Here is a 14910-nt window from a genome sequence, read left to right on the forward strand (position 1 = left end):
GCCGGCGCCGGTCAAGCGCTCGATCATGCCCCCTTGGCCTTGATCAGATCGTCGATCCGCGCACAAAGATTTTCGAGCACGAAATACTGTTCCGTGGAAGCCTTGCCTTCGTTGACTTCCTGCGTCCACTGCTCAAGCGGCAACTTGATGCCGAAGGCCTTGTCGATCGCAAAGGCGATGTCAAGAAAATCAAGACTGTCGATGCCGAGATCGTCAATGGCGTGGCTCTGCGCCGTGATCTTCTCGCGCGGAATGTCGCAGGTTTCAGAAATGATATTTGCGACGGTATCGAATGTGGAAGACATCTCGCAACCTTGCTCTTTAAAGGGAGCGAACGGCACTCCGGCCGCACCATAGGCCGTTTCGGACCGCTACGGCCCCAGGTGGAAGCCCCGAATGTGGCGACCCTCTTACCGGGTTGGCCGCACGAGTTCAATGGCGCTTAAGTCGTCCAAGGGTAGCGCAAATCCAATCTCCATTCTCGCTCGCTTATTGGTTTCGGCCGCAAATTCGGGAATGATCATCCGAGAATCAGGGAGTGACGGGGTGGTGATCCACGCGGCCGGCCATGTCGGTCCGAGAGCACCGGGCGTTTTCGTCGCGAGGGCGGCTGTCCACCGGCGGAGCGTGCGGTGAGCCTGTTTGTGCTCCATGTGAGCCTCACCTTCGGCCTGCTGCTCGCGGCTGCCGCCGCAGGCGTGGTGGGGCTGCGCCGCCAGGGGGCCTCGGACGTCGTCTATGGGCTCTCCGCCCTGGCCGCCGCGGGCGGCGCCGGATTTGCCGTTGTCCACGGATTTCTTGGCGAGTCGCCTGCCGCGCTGGCGCTGCCCGGCGGGCTGCCGGGGGTCGGCATCAGGCTGCGAATCGATTCGCTGAGCCTTGTCTTCCTGGTGGTGGTGAATGCGGTGGCGGCTCTCGTCAGCCTCTATGCGGTTGGCTACGGCCGCCACGAGCACCCCGGCCGGGTGCTGGCGCTCTATCCGCTGTTCCTGATCGGCATGAACGTGGTGCTGATCGCCGACGACGCCTTCACCTTCCTGATCGGCTGGGAGTTCATGTCGCTGGCGTCCTGGGGCATGGTGGCGGCCCGCCACGAGGATCCCGAAGCGCGCCGCGCCGCCCACCTCTATCTGCTGATGGCCTGCGGCGGGGCGTTCGCGCTGCTGTTCGCCTTCGGCGTGCTGGCCGGGCACGCCGGCGACTATGCGTTCGCCGCCATTCGCGCCCGCACCCTGACCGGCTGGATGCCGGAGCTGGCGCTGGTGCTGATCCTGATCGGCACCGGCTCCAAGGCCGGTCTCGTGCCGCTGCACGTCTGGCTGCCGCTCGCTCACCCGGCCGCGCCGAGCCACGTCTCGGCGCTGATGTCGGGGGTGATGACCAAGGTTGCCATTTACGGCACCATCCGCTTGGTGTTCGACCTGATGCCGACGCCGCAATGGTATTGGGCTCTGCCGTTCCTGTTCGCCGGCATCTCCACCGCGCTGATCGGCCTGCTGCAGGCGCTGGTGGAGCGCGACCTCAAGCGGCTGCTGGCGTTCTCGACCATCGAGAACATCGGCATCATCTATGTGGCGCTCGGGCTGGCGGTGGCGTTCACCGCGACGCACCTCGCCGCACCGGCGGCGGTGGCGCTCACCGCGGCGCTGTTTCACGTCGCCAACCACGCGGTGATGAAGAGCCTGATGTTCTGCGGCGCCGGGGCGGTGCTGCACGCGGCCCACTCCAAGGATCTCGAAAAGCTCGGCGGCCTGTTCAACCGCATGCCGGCGACCGGCGCGCTGATGCTGATCGGTGCCGCCGCCATCTCGGCGCTGCCGCCGCTCAACGGCTTCGCCTCGGAGTGGATGGTGTTCCAGGCGATCCTGGCCAGCCCGGCGCTGCCGGTGGAGGGCCTGCGCTTCCTGGTGCCGGCGGTCGGCGCGGTGCTGGCGCTGGTGGCGGCGCTGGCCGCCGCCTGCTTCGTGCGTGCCTATGGCATCGCCTTCCTCGGCCGGCCACGCTCGCCGGAGGCGGCGGCCGCCCACGAGGTCGACCGCGTGTCGCTCGCCGCCATGGCGCTGATGGCGGGCCTGTGCATCGCCGGCGGCGTGCTGGCGCCGCTGGTGGTCGAGGCGCTGCGGCCGGCGACCCTGCAGCTTGTCAATGCCGGCCTGCCGGCGCAGGCGGGGCCGGTGCCGCTGACGCTGACACCGTTCGATGGCACGCGCTCCACCTATAACGGCTTCATGATCGCCGTCTTTCTTCTGGTGTCGTCGTTCCTGGCGTCCTGGGGAGTGCACCGCATCGCCACGCGCGCCACCCGCCGCGCCCCGGCCTGGGACTGCGGCTTCCCCGATGCGTCCCCCGCCACCCAGTACACGGCGTCGAGTCTCGGCCAGCCGATTCGCCGGGTGTTCGGCCCGATCGCCCTGCGCGTGCGCCAGCAGATCGCCATGCCGCCGCCCGGCAGCACGGCGCCCGCCGAGTTCCGCCTGTCGATGACCGATCCGGTGTGGTCGCTATTCTACGTGCCGCTCGCGCGCCTCGTCGAACTCCTGTCGTGGCAGTTCAACATCCTGCAATTCCTCACCATCCGCCGCTATCTGACCTTGATGTTCGCGGCGCTGGTGCTGCTTCTCGTCGTGGTGGTGCTGTGGCGATGACCGGGGATCCCGCGTTGATTGGCCTGTCGCTGCACGAGCTCGTCTGGCAGGGCTGCCAGATGCTGCTGATGCTGGTGATCGCGCCGGCGCTGGTCGGCCTCATCCGCAAGGTCAAGGCACGCCTTCTCAGCCGCCGCGGCCCGCCGGTCTTCCAGCCCTATCGCGAGCTGTGGCGGCTGATGCACAAGGAGGCGGTGGTGGCGGAGACCGCCTCGCCGCTGTTCCGCATGGCGCCCTATGGCCAGTTTGCCGCCACCTGGGTGGCGGCGGCGCTGGTGCCGAGCTTCGCCACCGGCCTGATGTTCTCCTGGTCTGCCGATCTCATCGCCATCGTCGCGCTGCTCGGTACGGCGCGCTTCATCCTGGCGCTGGCCGGCATGGATGTCGGCACCGCCTTCGGCGGCATCGGCACCTCGCGCGAGATACTGTTCGCCTCGCTGGCAGAGCCGGCGCTGCTGATGATCACCTTCACCGTGGCGCTGCTCGCCGGCACCACGCTGCTCTCCGCCATTGCCGACCACCTGCTGCTGCAGCCGGTGGGCCTGCGCATCTCGCTGGCGCTCTGCCTGGTCGCGCTGATGGTGGTGGCGCTGACCGAGACCGGCCGCGTCCCGGTCGACAATCCCGCCACCCACCTCGAACTGACCATGGTGCACGAGGCGATGGTGCTGGAATACTCCGGCCGCCACCTCGCCATGATCGAGTGGGCGGCGGCGCTCAAGCTCACCGCCTACCTGTCGCTGATCGCCTGCCTGTTCGTGCCGTTCGGCATGGCGACCTCGACCGAGGATCCGGTGGCGATGGCCATCGGGCTCGTCACCTATTTCGCCAAGCTGGTCGGGCTCGGCGTGGCGGTAGCGGTCATCGAGGTGTCGGTGGCCAAGATGCGGGTGTTCCGGGTCACCGATTTCGTCGGCGGCGCGTTTGCGCTGGCCTCGATGGCGGCGCTCCTGCTGTTCGTGTCGCGAGGGTTCTGAGAATGGGCGATTTTGCCTTCGACCTCGCCCATTTGCTCTCCGGCCTCATGGTCGTGGTCAGCATGGTGCTGCTCTATCAGGACCGGCTGACGGCGATGCTCAACGTCTTCGCCGCCCACGCCATGCTGCTCGGCGCCGCGGTCGGCTGGCAGGCCGAGGTGCAGGGCGCCGGCCATCTGTGGATCACCGCCGGCATCGCCTTCGTGTTCAAGGGCATCGTCATCCCGGCCGCGTTGCACGCCATGGTCCGCCGGCTCGGCATCCACCGCGAGATCGAGACGGTGGTCGGCGTCGGCCCGACTTTGATCGCCGCCCTGGCGCTCACCGCGCTGGCGGTGCTGGTGGTCATGCCGGCCACCGAATACGCCAACCCGCTGGCACGCGAGGATCTCGCCTTCGCCTTGGCGGTGGTGCTGCTCGGCCTGCTGATGATGATCACCCGGCGCAACGCGGTGAGCCAGATCGTCGGCTTCATGTCGCTGGAGAACGGGCTGATCCTGGCCGCTGCCGGCGCCAAGGGCATGCCGCTGGTGGTGGAGGTGTCGGTCGCCTTCTCGGTGCTGATCGCCTTCATCGTGTTCGGCGTGTTCGTCTTCCGCATCCGCGAGCGCTTCGACACCGTCGACATCGGCACCCTCGAACGCTACCGCGGCGAACAGCAGGACGGCGCATGACCCCCCTCATAGCCGTCCTTTGCGTTCCGTCCTTCGCGGTGGCGGTTCTCGTGCTCTCCGCCGACTACCGCCTCAGCGCCGGCCTCAACGTCGCCTTCTCGGTGGCGAGCCTTGCCGCGGCGGTGTGGCTGCTCGTCAGCGGCCCGTTCGTCACCGAGCTGTTCCTGGTCGATGATTTCAACATCTACCTGATCCTGCTCAACGCCTTCATCGGCTGCACCACCGCCATCTTCTCGGCCGCCTATATCGGCCACGAACTGGAGACCGGCCGGCTGACGCCGCGCATCCTCGGGCTCTATCACGCCATGTATCAGGCGATGATGGGCGCCATGGTGCTGGCGCTGATCTCCAACAATATCGGCCTGATGTGGGTGGGCATCGAGGTCGCCACCGTCTCCACCGTGATGATGGTCGGCATCTACCGCACGCCGCAGGCGCTGGAGGCGGCCTGGAAATACTTCATCCTGGGCTCGGTCGGCATCGCCCTGGCGTTCCTCGGCACCATCTTCGTCTATGTGGCCGCCGAGCAGCAGCTCGGCGGCGGCCTCGCCTCGATGGCCTGGACCAACCTCAAGGCCAGCGCCGCGACGCTCGACCCCGGGCTGCTGTCGCTTGCCTTCGTGTTCCTGCTCATCGGCTACGGCACCAAGGCGGGCCTCGTGCCACTGCACGCCTGGCTGCCGGATGCCCATGCGGAAGGGCCGACGCCGGTCTCGGCGGTGCTGTCCGGGCTCCTGCTCAATGTCGCGCTTTACGCGCTGCTGCGCTTCAAGATCATCCTCGCCGGCAATCCCGCCACCATTCCGGTCGGCCCGGTGCTGATCGTCATGGGGCTGGTGTCGCTGATCTTCGCCGCGGTGATGCTGTACCGGCGCGTCGACATCAAGCGCTTCTTTGCCTACTCCTCGATCGAGCACATGGGCATCGTCGCCTTCGCCTTCGGCATGGGCGGGCCGCTGGCCAATTTCGCCGGCCTGATGCACATGACCATGCACTCGCTCACCAAGTCGGCGATCTTCTTCGCGGTCGGCCACATCGCCCAGGTCACGCACTCCCAGCGCTTCGCCGATATTCGCGGCCTGTCGGTCAGCCATCCGGGGCTGGCGGTGGCCTTCGCCTTCGGCGTGCTGGCGATCGCCGGCCTGCCGCCGTTCGGCGTGTTCGTCAGCGAGTTCCTGGTGGTGTCGTCGAGCTTCGCCCGCCAGCCGCTTCTGGCGGTGCCGCTCGCCATCGGCCTTCTCATCGGCTTCGGCGCGCTGATCTGGCGCCTGCAGGACGTGCTGTTCGGCACGCCGAACCCGGCCTACGCGCCGCGGCAGGCCTCGCTGCTGCCGGTCTATGTCCACATGATCCTCGTCCTCGTCGCCGGCCTGTGGCTGCCCGATCCGGTGCGCCGCTGGTTCGAGACGGTGGCGGCGCAGCTCGGGTGACGCAATGACGGCGCCCTCGACCTCATCGCCTGAGACCACCCCCGCCGCCGATCCGTTCGCGGGGGCGGAGCCCGTTGTGGCCCACCGGCCCTGGCCGCGCTTCGTGCTGCAAGACGCGGCGGCCTGGACGGCGCTGGCCATGGCGCTCGGCCGCCGCGAGGGCGATCTGGTGGCGCTGTTCGCCGACGCCGATGCCGTCCACATGGCGGTGCGTGGGGCGATTGCGGCCCCGGTGGGCGGCGTGGCGGTGGCCTCGCTGCCGGTACCGGACGGCCGGTTCCCTTCGGTCGGCGCCCACCATCCGCCGGCGATCCGGCTGGAGCGGGCGATCCGCGACCTCTATGGCCACATTCCGGAGGGCGCCCTGGACGCGCGGCCGTGGCTCGATCACGGAGTCTGGGGCACCGGCACGCCGCTCGCCGCGCGCGCGGGCGAGCCCCAGCCGGCCGACTATTCGTTCCTGCCGGTGACGGGGGAGGGGCTGCACCAGATCCCGGTCGGCCCGGTTCATGCCGGCATCATCGAGCCCGGCCATTTCCGCTTCACCGCCAATGGCGAGGCGGTGGTGCGGCTGGAGGAGCGGCTGGGCTACGTCCACAAGGGCGTCGAGGGGCTGGCGGCCGGCGCATCGCTGGAGCGGGCGGCCAAGCTCGCCGGGCGGGTGTCGGGCGATTCCACCGTGGCCTATGCGCTGGCCTTCGCCCGCGCCGTCGAGGCGGCGCTCGGCATCGCACCGCCGCCGCGCGCGCACCTTCTGCGCGGCGTGCTGGCCGAGCTGGAGCGCCTCGCCAACCATCTCGGCGACATCGGCGCGGTGTGCAACGACGCCGCCTTCGCCCTGATGCTGACGCAGTGCGGCCTGCTGCGCGAGGAGGTGCTGCGCACGGCGGATGCGGCCACCGGCCACCGGCTGATGATGGATATGATCGTGCCCGGCGGGCTCGCCCGCGACGTTCCGGCCGATGGCACCGAGCGCGTCCGCGTGCTGCTGTCGCGGCTGGAGCCGCGCTTCGCCCGCATCGTCGAGCTTTACGATACGACACCCTCGCTGCTCGACCGCACCGTGGCCACCGGCTTCGTCAAGCCGGCCGATGTCCGCCGCTTCGCGGCCGGCGGTCATGTCGGCCGCGCCACGGGGCGCGATTTCGACGCCAGGCGCGACCACGCCTATCCGCCCTATGACCGCATTGCGCCCATCGTCGCCTTGCGCGAGGCCGGCGACGTCGACGCCCGGCTGTGGGTGCGCATCGACGAGGTGCGCGACTCGATCCGGCTGATCCGCGCCTTCCTCGACGAGCTGCGCGCCGGGCCGGTCAAGGCGGAGGTTGTGCCGGCCGGCGAGGTGCGCGAGGGAATCGCCATGGTGGAGGCCTTCCGCGGCGACGTGGTGGCGTGGGTGCGGCTTGCCGCGGACGGCACGGTGGCCCGCCTGCACCTGCGCGATGCCTCCTGGTTCCAGTGGCCGCTGCTGGAGGTGGCGATCGACGGCAACATCGTCGCCGACTTCCCGATCATCAACAAATCCTTCAACTGCTCCTATTCGGGGCACGACCTTTAATAGGGGTTCCGGCGGATCAGCCTGGGATAGCCGTCGGCCGGAGCCGCTCTTTCCCTCTCCCCTTGGGGGAGAGGGTGCCCGAGCGCAGCGAGGGCGGGTGAGGGGGAATTGGGCAGGTTTGAAGAGACCCCTCACCCGGCTCGACCTCGCTGAAGCTCGGTCTCGCCACCCTCTCCCGCAAGGGGAGAGGGAAGAAGAACACCGAGCCAGTCAAACGGAAGCCGTCGAATGCGCACGTTTCTCCTGAACGCCGTGCTGTCGAGGCCCGCGACCATGGACGGGCCGGGGCCGTCCGACGCCGCGCTTGCCGAGGTCGCCGCGGCGCTGGAGGGGCGGGTGCGCCGGCTCCATGGGCGGGCGCTGTCGATCCGCCATGTCGATGCCGGCTCGTGCAACGGCTGCGAGCTGGAACTGCATGCGCTGGGCAACGCGATCTATGATCTCGAACGCTTCGGCATCAAGTTCGTCGCCTCGCCGCGCCACGCCGACGGGCTGATCGTCACCGGGCCGGTGGCGAAGAACATGAAGGTGGCGCTGGAGCGCACCTATGCCGCGACGCCCGACCCGAAATGGGTGGTGGCGGTCGGCGACTGCGCCCTGAATTGCGGCGTGTTCGCCGGCTCCTATGCGGTGGCCGGCCCGGTCTCCTCGATCATTCCGGTCGATCTCTCGCTCTCCGGCTGCCCGCCGCGGCCGGTCGACCTGCTGCAGGGCCTCATCGCGCTGCTGGACCAGGCCGCCGCGAAGCGGTGACGGACTCGTCGTCCCGGGCGACGACGTATCCCTCTCGTCGTCCCGGGCGAGCAAAGCGAGACCCGGGATCGTCCTCCGGAAGGGCACCTCTTCCTGAACGCGGCCCCGGCTCGGCGCTGGATGCTCCGCATCCGCGCCGTCCGGGGCGACAGGGGCCTCACATCACCAGCACCGCCCGGAAGTCATTGACATTGGTGTGGGTCGGGCCGGTGACGACGAGGTTGGAGATCGCCGCGAAGGCGGAATAGGCGTCGTTGTTGGCCAGCAGTGCCGCCGGGTCGCAGCCGGCGGCCTCAAGGCGCGCCAGGGTGTCGGGGGTGGCGATCGCCCCGGCATTGTCCTCGCTGCCGTCGATGCCGTCGGTGTCGATGGCGAGCGCGAAGGTGCCGGGCAGGCCCGCCGCGGCCAAGGCGAACCCCAGCAGGAACTCGCTGTTGCGGCCGCCCTTGCCGGTGCCGCGCACTGTAACGGTGGTCTCGCCGCCCGACAGCAGCACGGCGGGCTTCGCCACCGGCAGGTCGTGCTCCGCCACCGCGCGGGCGATGCCGGCCATCGCCGTGCCGACCTCACGCGCCTCGCCGGTGAGGGCATCACCCAGAATGAGTGGGGTAATGCCGGCGGCGCGCGCCAGTTCGGCTGCCGCCAGCAGGCTCTCCAGCGGCCGGGCGACCAGTCGGAACGCGGCGTTGCGGAACGCCGGATGGCCGGGCTTCGGCGTCTCGGCGGCGGGGTCGTCGAGCCGCGCCGCGGCGGCGGCCGGAAGCGCGAGGTTATAGCGGGCGACCACGGCGCGGGCCTCAGCGAGCGTGGTCGGGTCCGGCACGGTAGGGCCGGAGGCGATCACCGCCGGATCGTCGCCCGGCACGTCCGAGATCGCCAGCGTCCACAATCTGGCCGGGTGGGCCGCCGCGGCAAGACGGCCGCCGGCGATCGCCGACAGGTGCTTGCGCAGCGTGTTCATCGCCCCGATGTCGGCGCCCGATCTCAACAGCGCGGCATTGACCGCCTGGAGGTCGGCGAGCGTCAGGCCGGCGGCGGGCAGCGTCAGCAGCGCCGAGCCGCCGCCCGACATCAGCGCCACCACCAGATCGTCCGGGCCGAGGCCGGAGACCAGATCCAGGATGTGCCGGGCGGCGTCGGCGCCGGCCGCGTCCGGCACCGGGTGGGCGGCCTCGACCACCTCGATGCGCCGGCAGGGAACGGCGTGGCCGTAGCGGGTCACCACCAGCCCGTCGAGCGGGTGCGGCCAGGCCGCCTCGAACGCGCGCGCCATCGCCGCCGACGCCTTGCCGGCACCGACCACGACGGTGCGCCCAGCGGGCTTCGGCGGCAGGTGTTCGGCCACCCGGTCGGGCGCGGCACGGGCGATCGCCGCCTCGGCGAGCCGGCGGAGGAAGGCGCGCGGGTCAGCGAGCGGCATTGGAGCGCGGATGAATCAATTCGTGAGCCTCGGGCGCCAAGCGATTCGGGCGACTCGACAATTCTGGCGCAGGGCGCGGGCCGCGTTGAATCTGAATCGGAACGGCAAGGCGTTGAATCTGAACTGGAGCGTCAGGTCGCTGACCCGGACTCTCAACCGCAACGCCCTGATTCAACGCCTCAACACTCCGCACCAAGCCGTTGAAACGAATCGACCCCGCCAGGAAGGGCAGGGCGTTGATGCAGGCATCGGCTGGATGAGGGAGCCCAAAAAGCAACGGGACGGACGTTCCGAAAGGAACGCCCGTCCCTGAGGCCCGAACGTACGCCAACTTCCCCCGCCTGTGGCGTCCGTCAGGCTTTCTCGCGGAACGCCGGCTACGACGCTCCAGAAGGATGTCTCGACATGCCGTCCCGTCCGGTGTCGGGGACCGGGCCGGCAAAAGGGCGTCAGGCGACCCGGGCGAGCCGGCTCGGATTGGTCTCCCGGTGGAAGCACAACAGGTCGTAGGGTGTGACGGTCGCGCCGATGCGCGTCAGGCCCGCCCACAGCTCGCCGCGGTGGTGGATCTGGTGGGTGAAGCTGTAGGTCAGCACGGTCGAGAGCGGCAGCTCCTCCACCAGCGGCTGGCGGATGGTGTGGTAGCGGACGGTCTTGTCGAGCTCGCCCTCGGTCAGCCGCTCGGCGAACGACAGGATTCGCGCGTCCTCGACCTCGCGCACCGCGCGCAGCTCGGCGAGGTCGTCGATCAGCACGTCGTCGACGCTGTCGGGCGCCTCGCCGCCATCATTGAGCTGCGCCATCCAGTTGCGGTCGACCAGGAGGAGATGGTTCAGCGTCGCGATGATCGAGCCGGCGCAGGCACCGACATCCTGGTCCAGCGCCTCGGCAGGGGCGGTGGCAGCGGCGTCATAAACGCGCCGGTTCGCCCAGGAATTGTAGCGGGCCAGCATCACGAAGTGATTCTTCATCCCCTGCTCCAGATCCCCTGCTCCAGTGGAACCGCGACCGACCTGCAGAGAATGGCGAAGACCGGCGGGGGCTGCTTTGATCTAGATCAGGCGTCGCCCGCAACGGAAGCCGCGGCTTGTCGCGTCGGCGGCCCGCTGCTAAGAGCCTGCCGATCATTTCTCCGATCTTCCACCAATCCAACAATCCGTGAGGTTTCCCATGGCGATCGAGCGCACATTCTCGATCATCAAGCCCGACGCGACCGACCGTAACCTGACCGGCGCGATCAACGCGCTGATCGAGCAGTCGGGCCTGCGCATCGTGGCCCAGAAGCGCATCCGCATGTCGCGCGCCGAGGCCGAGACGTTCTACGCCGTCCACAAGGCGCGGCCGTTCTTCGGCGAACTGGTCGAGATGATGACCTCGGCGCCGGTGGTCGTGCAGGTGCTGGAAGGCGAGGGCGCGGTGGCAAAATACCGCGAGATCATGGGCGCGACCAATCCGGACAGCGCCGCCCCGGGCACCATCCGCAAGCAGTTCGCCAAGTCGATCGGCGAGAACTCGGTGCACGGCTCCGACTCCGTCGAGAACGCGGCGATCGAGATTGCCCAGTTCTTCTCGGGCAACGAGATCGTCGGCTGAGCCGGTTCGCCGGCGCCGCAGGCGCCGGCGTCTGGCCTGATCGGCCGGAAACCGTATGATAGACAAAGCCCGGCGTCGCCAGTGCGCCGGGCTCGTCATTGAAGCGTGGGGACGGTTTCGCCCTCACGGCACGCCGGCGGCGAAGCGGGTTGGACCCAATCCCCGGCCGTGCAAGTGCCTCTCCCCCCAAGGGACTGCCCCGAGAGACTGTCCCCCGCGAGACTGCCCCCAATGTCCCTCGATCAGCCAGCATTCTGGCTCGCCGCTCTCCAGATCATCTGGGTCGACATCCTGCTGTCGGGCGACAATGCGGTGGTCATCGCGCTCGCCTGCCGCCATCTGCCGCCGCAACAGCGCCTGTGGGGCATGATCCTGGGCGCGGGCACGGCGGTGGCGCTGCGCATCGCGTTCGCCGGTGTCGTCACCGAGCTGATGAGCCTGCCCTATCTCAAGCTGGTCGGCGCCGCTCTGCTGGTGTGGGTCGCGGTCAAGCTGGTGGTTCCCGCCGAAAGCCACGCGGAAGGCGAACTCGCCCCGGCCGACAGCCTGTGGCGGGCGGTGCGCATCATCGCCATCGCCGACGCGGTGATGAGCCTCGACAATGTCATCGCCATCGCCGCGGTGGCACGCGGCAACCTGATCCTGATCGTGTTCGGCCTCATCGTCAGCATTCCGCTGATCGTCGCCGGCAGCGCCATGCTGATGCGGCTCCTGGAGCGCTATCCGGTGATGATCTGGGCCGGCGCGGCGCTGCTCGGCTGGGTGGCGGGCGAGATCGTGGTGAGCGAGCCGCTGATCATCGACCTCTATGGCTCCAGGCTTCCCCATCTGCTGGAACTGACGGTCGCCGCCTCGGGTGCGCTGCTGGTTCTCGCCATCGGCTGGGTTCTGGCGCGCCGCCGGCGGCGCCCGGATGTCATCGAAGAGCTCTGATCGCGCCGGCGACACGTCTGTTGGGATGAAAGACCATGATTGCGCTCGCGCGCACCGCCCTCGTCGTTCTCTGTCTTGCACCCGCTGCCGCTCTGGCGGGTGGCGTGCCGCCGGAGGAGGATGCATTCCAGCCGGTTCAACAGAGCCGGGTCCAGCCGGGCGGACCGAAGGCGCCGCCGCAGGCGGTGAGCCAGCGGCCGCTGTTCGGCCAGCCCGAGCAACGGCCGAACCCGCTCTATGTCGTGCCGCCGCCGCCTGACGGCGGCATCCGGACGGCCGACCAGGCCCGCCTGCGCCTGCAGGACATCTGCATGTACCGCTCGGCCGAGGGCGACAAGCCGGACGAGACGGCCCCGGCCCGCTGCGGCTGCTGGTCGAAAGCCGTGGCCAAGACCTTCACGCCGGACGACATCGCTGCCTTCGACGCCAGCGACCAGATGCCCGAGGGCATTCGCGAGCGCGCCAATGCGGCGTGGGACGCCTGCCAGGGCCGCCGGGGCTGACCCGACACCGGACCGGCACGCAGCAGACCCCTCCCTGCGGTTGAACGGACGTGCCGCTTCGGGCGGCGCGTCTGTCATTACGCTGTCATCGAGACCGGCCTATTTCCTGGCGAAAAGCGCGTCTGCCGTCATCCCTCCTCCAGTGGACGGATGGCCGACAAGCAGCATGAACGCAACCAAATATTGTGTTCGTGTCTCCGGCGCATGGCGCCGGGGCATCGCGTGCCTTCCGCCGGGACATAGAGACAGACCATGACCGCCCACAGCGAATTTCCGTCCGTCCGCGCCACGGACGAGCGCGAGAATATCGGCGTCAACACCAGCGATCGCGAACCCTTCTGCGCGCTGCTCGCCGCGAGGAGCGCGGTCGAGGCCGATGCCCGCGAGAACCGCGGGGTCAACCCGTCGCGCGAACCCTCGATCGCCGACCTCATCGCCGTGCGGTGCGAACGGCGCTTCGCCCTCATGGGCATGTCGGGGGCGCTTGCGGTTGCCATGCTGGGCGGTGCTGGCGGCACGGCCGGCGCGCTGCTGCCGCGCCCGGCAGCGGCGGCGGCCATAGCCCCGAGGCCCGGCTCGACCCTGACCTTCCGGGAGCTTGCCCACGGCTATGACGAGGACCACCACGTCGCCGAGGGCTATGACGCGCAGGTGCTGATCCGCTGGGGCGACAAGGTGCTGCCCGACGCGCCGCCGTTCGAGCCGAGAAACCTCACCGCCGCCGCCCAGGCGAAGCAGTTCGGCTACAACAACGACTATGTCGGCTTCTTCCCGTTGCCGCGCGGCTCGAAGAGCTCGGACCACGGCCTGCTCACCGTCAACCACGAATATACCGACCGCCAGCTGATGTTCCCGGGCATCGGGCCGGAGGATCTCGACAGGCAGACCGCCGAGATGATCGACATCGAGCTGGCCGCCCACGGCGCGAGCGTCGTCGAGATCAAGCGCGAGGGCGGCCGCTGGCAGGTGGTCGAAACGAGCCCCTACAACCGGCGGCTCACCGCGCTGGCCAGCGAGTTCGTCGTCACCGGCCCGGCCGCCGGCCACGATCGGCTGAAGACCAAGGCCGACCCCACCGGCACCAAGGTGATCGGCACGATCAACAACTGCGCCGGCGGCGAGACGCCGTGGGGCACGGTGCTGGTCGCCGAGGAGAACTTCCACCAGTATTTCCGCGCCTCGGCCGACGCTGGCGCGGAGGCCGCCAACTACAAGCGCATGGGCATCGGCGACCGCCCGGCCTATGACTGGGCGCGTTTCCACGACCGCTTCGACGTGGCGAAGGAGCCGAACGAGCCCAACCGCTTCGGCTGGATGGTCGAGTTCGATCCCTACGATCCCAAGTCGGTGCCGAAGAAGCGCACCGCGCTCGGCCGCTGCAAGCACGAGGCGGCGACCACCATCCTCAATGGCGACGGCCGGCTGGTGATCTATTCCGGCGACGACGAGGCGTTCGAGTACGTCTACAAGTTCATCACCTCGGGCAAGGTCGATCCTGCCAACCCCGCCGCCAATGCCGACCTGCTCGATGCCGGCACCCTTTATGTCGGCCGGTTCGACGCCGAGGGCGGGCTCACCTGGCTGCCGCTGGTGTTCGGCGAGGGGCCGCTGACCTCGGCCAACGGCTTTCACAGCCAGGCCGACGTGCTGATCGAGACCCGCCGCGCCGCCGACCTCGTCGGCGCCACGCCGATGGACCGGCCGGAGGACGTCGAGCCCAACCCGGTCACCGGCACGGTGTTCATGAACCTCACGAACAACACCAAGCGCAAGGACGACCGGCAGGATGCCGCCAATCCGCGCGCCCGCAACGCCCACGGCCATATCATCGAGATGATTCCGCCGGGCGAGCGCGGCAAGCGCGACCACGCCGCCACCGCCTATCGCTGGAGCATCTTCCTGCTCGCCGGCAACCCGGCCAATGCCAAGGACGGCGCCCGCTATGGCGGCGAGATCAGCGAGAATGGCTGGCTGTCGTGCCCAGACAACATGGCGTTCGATCGCGAGGGCCGGATCTGGATCTCGACCGACGGCGCGCCGAAGTTCGGCATCGCCGACGGCATCTGGGCGGCCGATGTCGAGGGGCCGGGCCGGGCGATGACCCGCCATTTCTACCGCACCCCGCGCGGCGCCGAGATGTGCGGGCCGTGCTTCACGCCCGACAACACCACCTTCTTCGTCGCCGTCCAGCACCCCGGCGACGAGGCCAAGGCGACCTACGAGGCCCCGGCCACCCGCTGGCCCGACTTCAAGGACGGCGTGCCGCCGCGACCCGCGGTGGTGGCGATCACCAGGAAGGACGGCGGACCGGTCGGCGGCTGATCCAACGTCATGGCCGGGCCTCGTCCCACGGCTGTCCGGCACGGATTGTGCTTGAAGAGGTGCACGGCATTGATTCTGCTTGTTTCCAGTTGGTTGCGAATC

General features: G+C 69.2%; 13 protein-coding genes. 10 read left to right on the forward strand and 3 right to left on the reverse strand.

The genetic code is table 11. From position 1 onward, the window contains the following. Positions 1–23: 23 nt before the first annotated feature. Positions 24–305 carry an acyl carrier protein gene (locus F1193_RS11805; RefSeq protein WP_126399882.1) on the reverse strand — a complete coding sequence of 94 codons (282 nt, stop codon included), beginning with the start codon at positions 303–305 and terminating at the stop codon, positions 24–26. 327 nt (positions 306–632) lie between these two features. Here F1193_RS11805 and hyfB point away from each other — a divergent pair, with 327 nt between their 5' ends. The 6 genes from hyfB (at position 633) to F1193_RS11835 (ending at position 8037) form a co-directional block, all read left to right on the forward strand. Then, entirely contained in the window at positions 633–2645 is a 2013-nt protein-coding gene (hyfB, locus tag F1193_RS11810; protein WP_150097976.1) for a hydrogenase 4 subunit B, read from the forward strand. Continuing rightward, positions 2642–3622 (forward strand): respiratory chain complex I subunit 1 family protein, encoded by a 981-nt coding sequence (locus tag F1193_RS11815; RefSeq protein ID WP_150097978.1) that lies wholly within the window; start codon positions 2642–2644, stop codon positions 3620–3622. Before hyfB ends, F1193_RS11815 begins: the two co-directional genes overlap by 4 nt. Positions 3623–3624: 2 nt before the next feature. Beyond that, the gene (locus F1193_RS11820; protein ID WP_150097980.1) at positions 3625–4296 is read left to right on the forward strand and encodes a hydrogenase-4 component E; all 672 of its coding nucleotides are present in this window, start codon (positions 3625–3627) and stop codon (positions 4294–4296) included. Beyond that, positions 4293–5726: a hydrogenase 4 subunit F gene (locus F1193_RS11825; RefSeq protein WP_150097982.1), complete on the forward strand. Its 1434-nt coding sequence runs from the start codon at positions 4293–4295 to the stop codon at positions 5724–5726. The genes F1193_RS11820 and F1193_RS11825 overlap by 4 nt, the downstream gene beginning before the upstream one ends. A 4-nt stretch (positions 5727–5730) precedes the next feature. After that, a complete protein-coding gene (locus F1193_RS11830) occupies positions 5731–7284 on the forward strand; it encodes a hydrogenase large subunit (RefSeq protein ID WP_150097984.1) in 1554 nt (517 codons plus the stop codon). A 228-nt stretch (positions 7285–7512) separates the two neighbouring features. Continuing rightward, entirely contained in the window at positions 7513–8037 is a 525-nt protein-coding gene (locus tag F1193_RS11835; protein ID WP_150097986.1) for an NADH-quinone oxidoreductase subunit B family protein, read from the forward strand. A 157-nt stretch (positions 8038–8194) separates the two neighbouring features. On the opposite strand, the gene F1193_RS11840 is transcribed toward F1193_RS11835, so the two are convergent. Beyond that, positions 8195–9457, reverse strand: a complete 1263-nt coding sequence (locus tag F1193_RS11840; protein ID WP_150097988.1) for a glycerate kinase type-2 family protein — start codon at positions 9455–9457, stop codon at positions 8195–8197. A 449-nt stretch (positions 9458–9906) separates the two neighbouring features. Beyond that, positions 9907–10428 (reverse strand): DinB family protein, encoded by a 522-nt coding sequence (locus F1193_RS11845; protein ID WP_150097990.1) that lies wholly within the window; start codon positions 10426–10428, stop codon positions 9907–9909. 199 nt (positions 10429–10627) lie between these two features. On the opposite strand from F1193_RS11845, the gene ndk reads away from it, so the two are divergent. From ndk to F1193_RS11865, 4 genes are all read left to right on the forward strand, one after another. Next, entirely contained in the window at positions 10628–11050 is a 423-nt protein-coding gene (gene ndk / locus F1193_RS11850; RefSeq protein WP_150097992.1) for a nucleoside-diphosphate kinase, read from the forward strand. Between the two features lie 231 nt (positions 11051–11281). Continuing rightward, positions 11282–11983, forward strand: a complete 702-nt coding sequence (locus tag F1193_RS11855; protein WP_150097994.1) for a TerC family protein — start codon at positions 11282–11284, stop codon at positions 11981–11983. Positions 11984–12018: 35 nt separating this feature from the next. Continuing rightward, entirely contained in the window at positions 12019–12486 is a 468-nt protein-coding gene (locus tag F1193_RS11860) for a hypothetical protein (RefSeq protein WP_150097996.1), read from the forward strand. Positions 12487–12738: 252 nt separating this feature from the next. Continuing rightward, positions 12739–14808, forward strand: coding sequence for a PhoX family protein (locus F1193_RS11865; RefSeq protein ID WP_150097998.1), 2070 nt, complete (start codon positions 12739–12741; stop codon positions 14806–14808). The last annotated feature ends 102 nt before the right edge of the window (positions 14809–14910 follow it).

The organism is Blastochloris sulfoviridis (assembly GCF_008630065.1).
Classification (GTDB): domain Bacteria; phylum Pseudomonadota; class Alphaproteobacteria; order Rhizobiales; family Xanthobacteraceae; genus Blastochloris; species Blastochloris sulfoviridis.

Bases quoted from the DNA above. Each gene is read 5' to 3' on its own strand.
- F1193_RS11805 (WP_126399882.1), bottom strand. From the start codon at position 305: ATGTCTTCCACATTCGATACCGTCGCAAATATCATTTCTGAAACCTGC.
- F1193_RS11815 (WP_150097978.1), top strand. From the start codon at position 2,642: ATGACCGGGGATCCCGCGTTGATTGGCCTGTCGCTGCACGAGCTCGTC.
- F1193_RS11820 (WP_150097980.1), top strand. From the start codon at position 3,625: ATGGGCGATTTTGCCTTCGACCTCGCCCATTTGCTCTCCGGCCTCATG.
- F1193_RS11825 (WP_150097982.1), top strand. From the start codon at position 4,293: ATGACCCCCCTCATAGCCGTCCTTTGCGTTCCGTCCTTCGCGGTGGCG.
- F1193_RS11830 (WP_150097984.1), top strand. From the start codon at position 5,731: ATGACGGCGCCCTCGACCTCATCGCCTGAGACCACCCCCGCCGCCGAT.
- F1193_RS11835 (WP_150097986.1), top strand. From the start codon at position 7,513: ATGCGCACGTTTCTCCTGAACGCCGTGCTGTCGAGGCCCGCGACCATG.
- F1193_RS11840 (WP_150097988.1), bottom strand. From the start codon at position 9,457: ATGCCGCTCGCTGACCCGCGCGCCTTCCTCCGCCGGCTCGCCGAGGCG.
- F1193_RS11845 (WP_150097990.1), bottom strand. From the start codon at position 10,428: ATGAAGAATCACTTCGTGATGCTGGCCCGCTACAATTCCTGGGCGAAC.
- ndk (WP_150097992.1), top strand. From the start codon at position 10,628: ATGGCGATCGAGCGCACATTCTCGATCATCAAGCCCGACGCGACCGAC.
- F1193_RS11855 (WP_150097994.1), top strand. From the start codon at position 11,282: ATGTCCCTCGATCAGCCAGCATTCTGGCTCGCCGCTCTCCAGATCATC.
- F1193_RS11860 (WP_150097996.1), top strand. From the start codon at position 12,019: ATGATTGCGCTCGCGCGCACCGCCCTCGTCGTTCTCTGTCTTGCACCC.
- F1193_RS11865 (WP_150097998.1), top strand. From the start codon at position 12,739: ATGACCGCCCACAGCGAATTTCCGTCCGTCCGCGCCACGGACGAGCGC.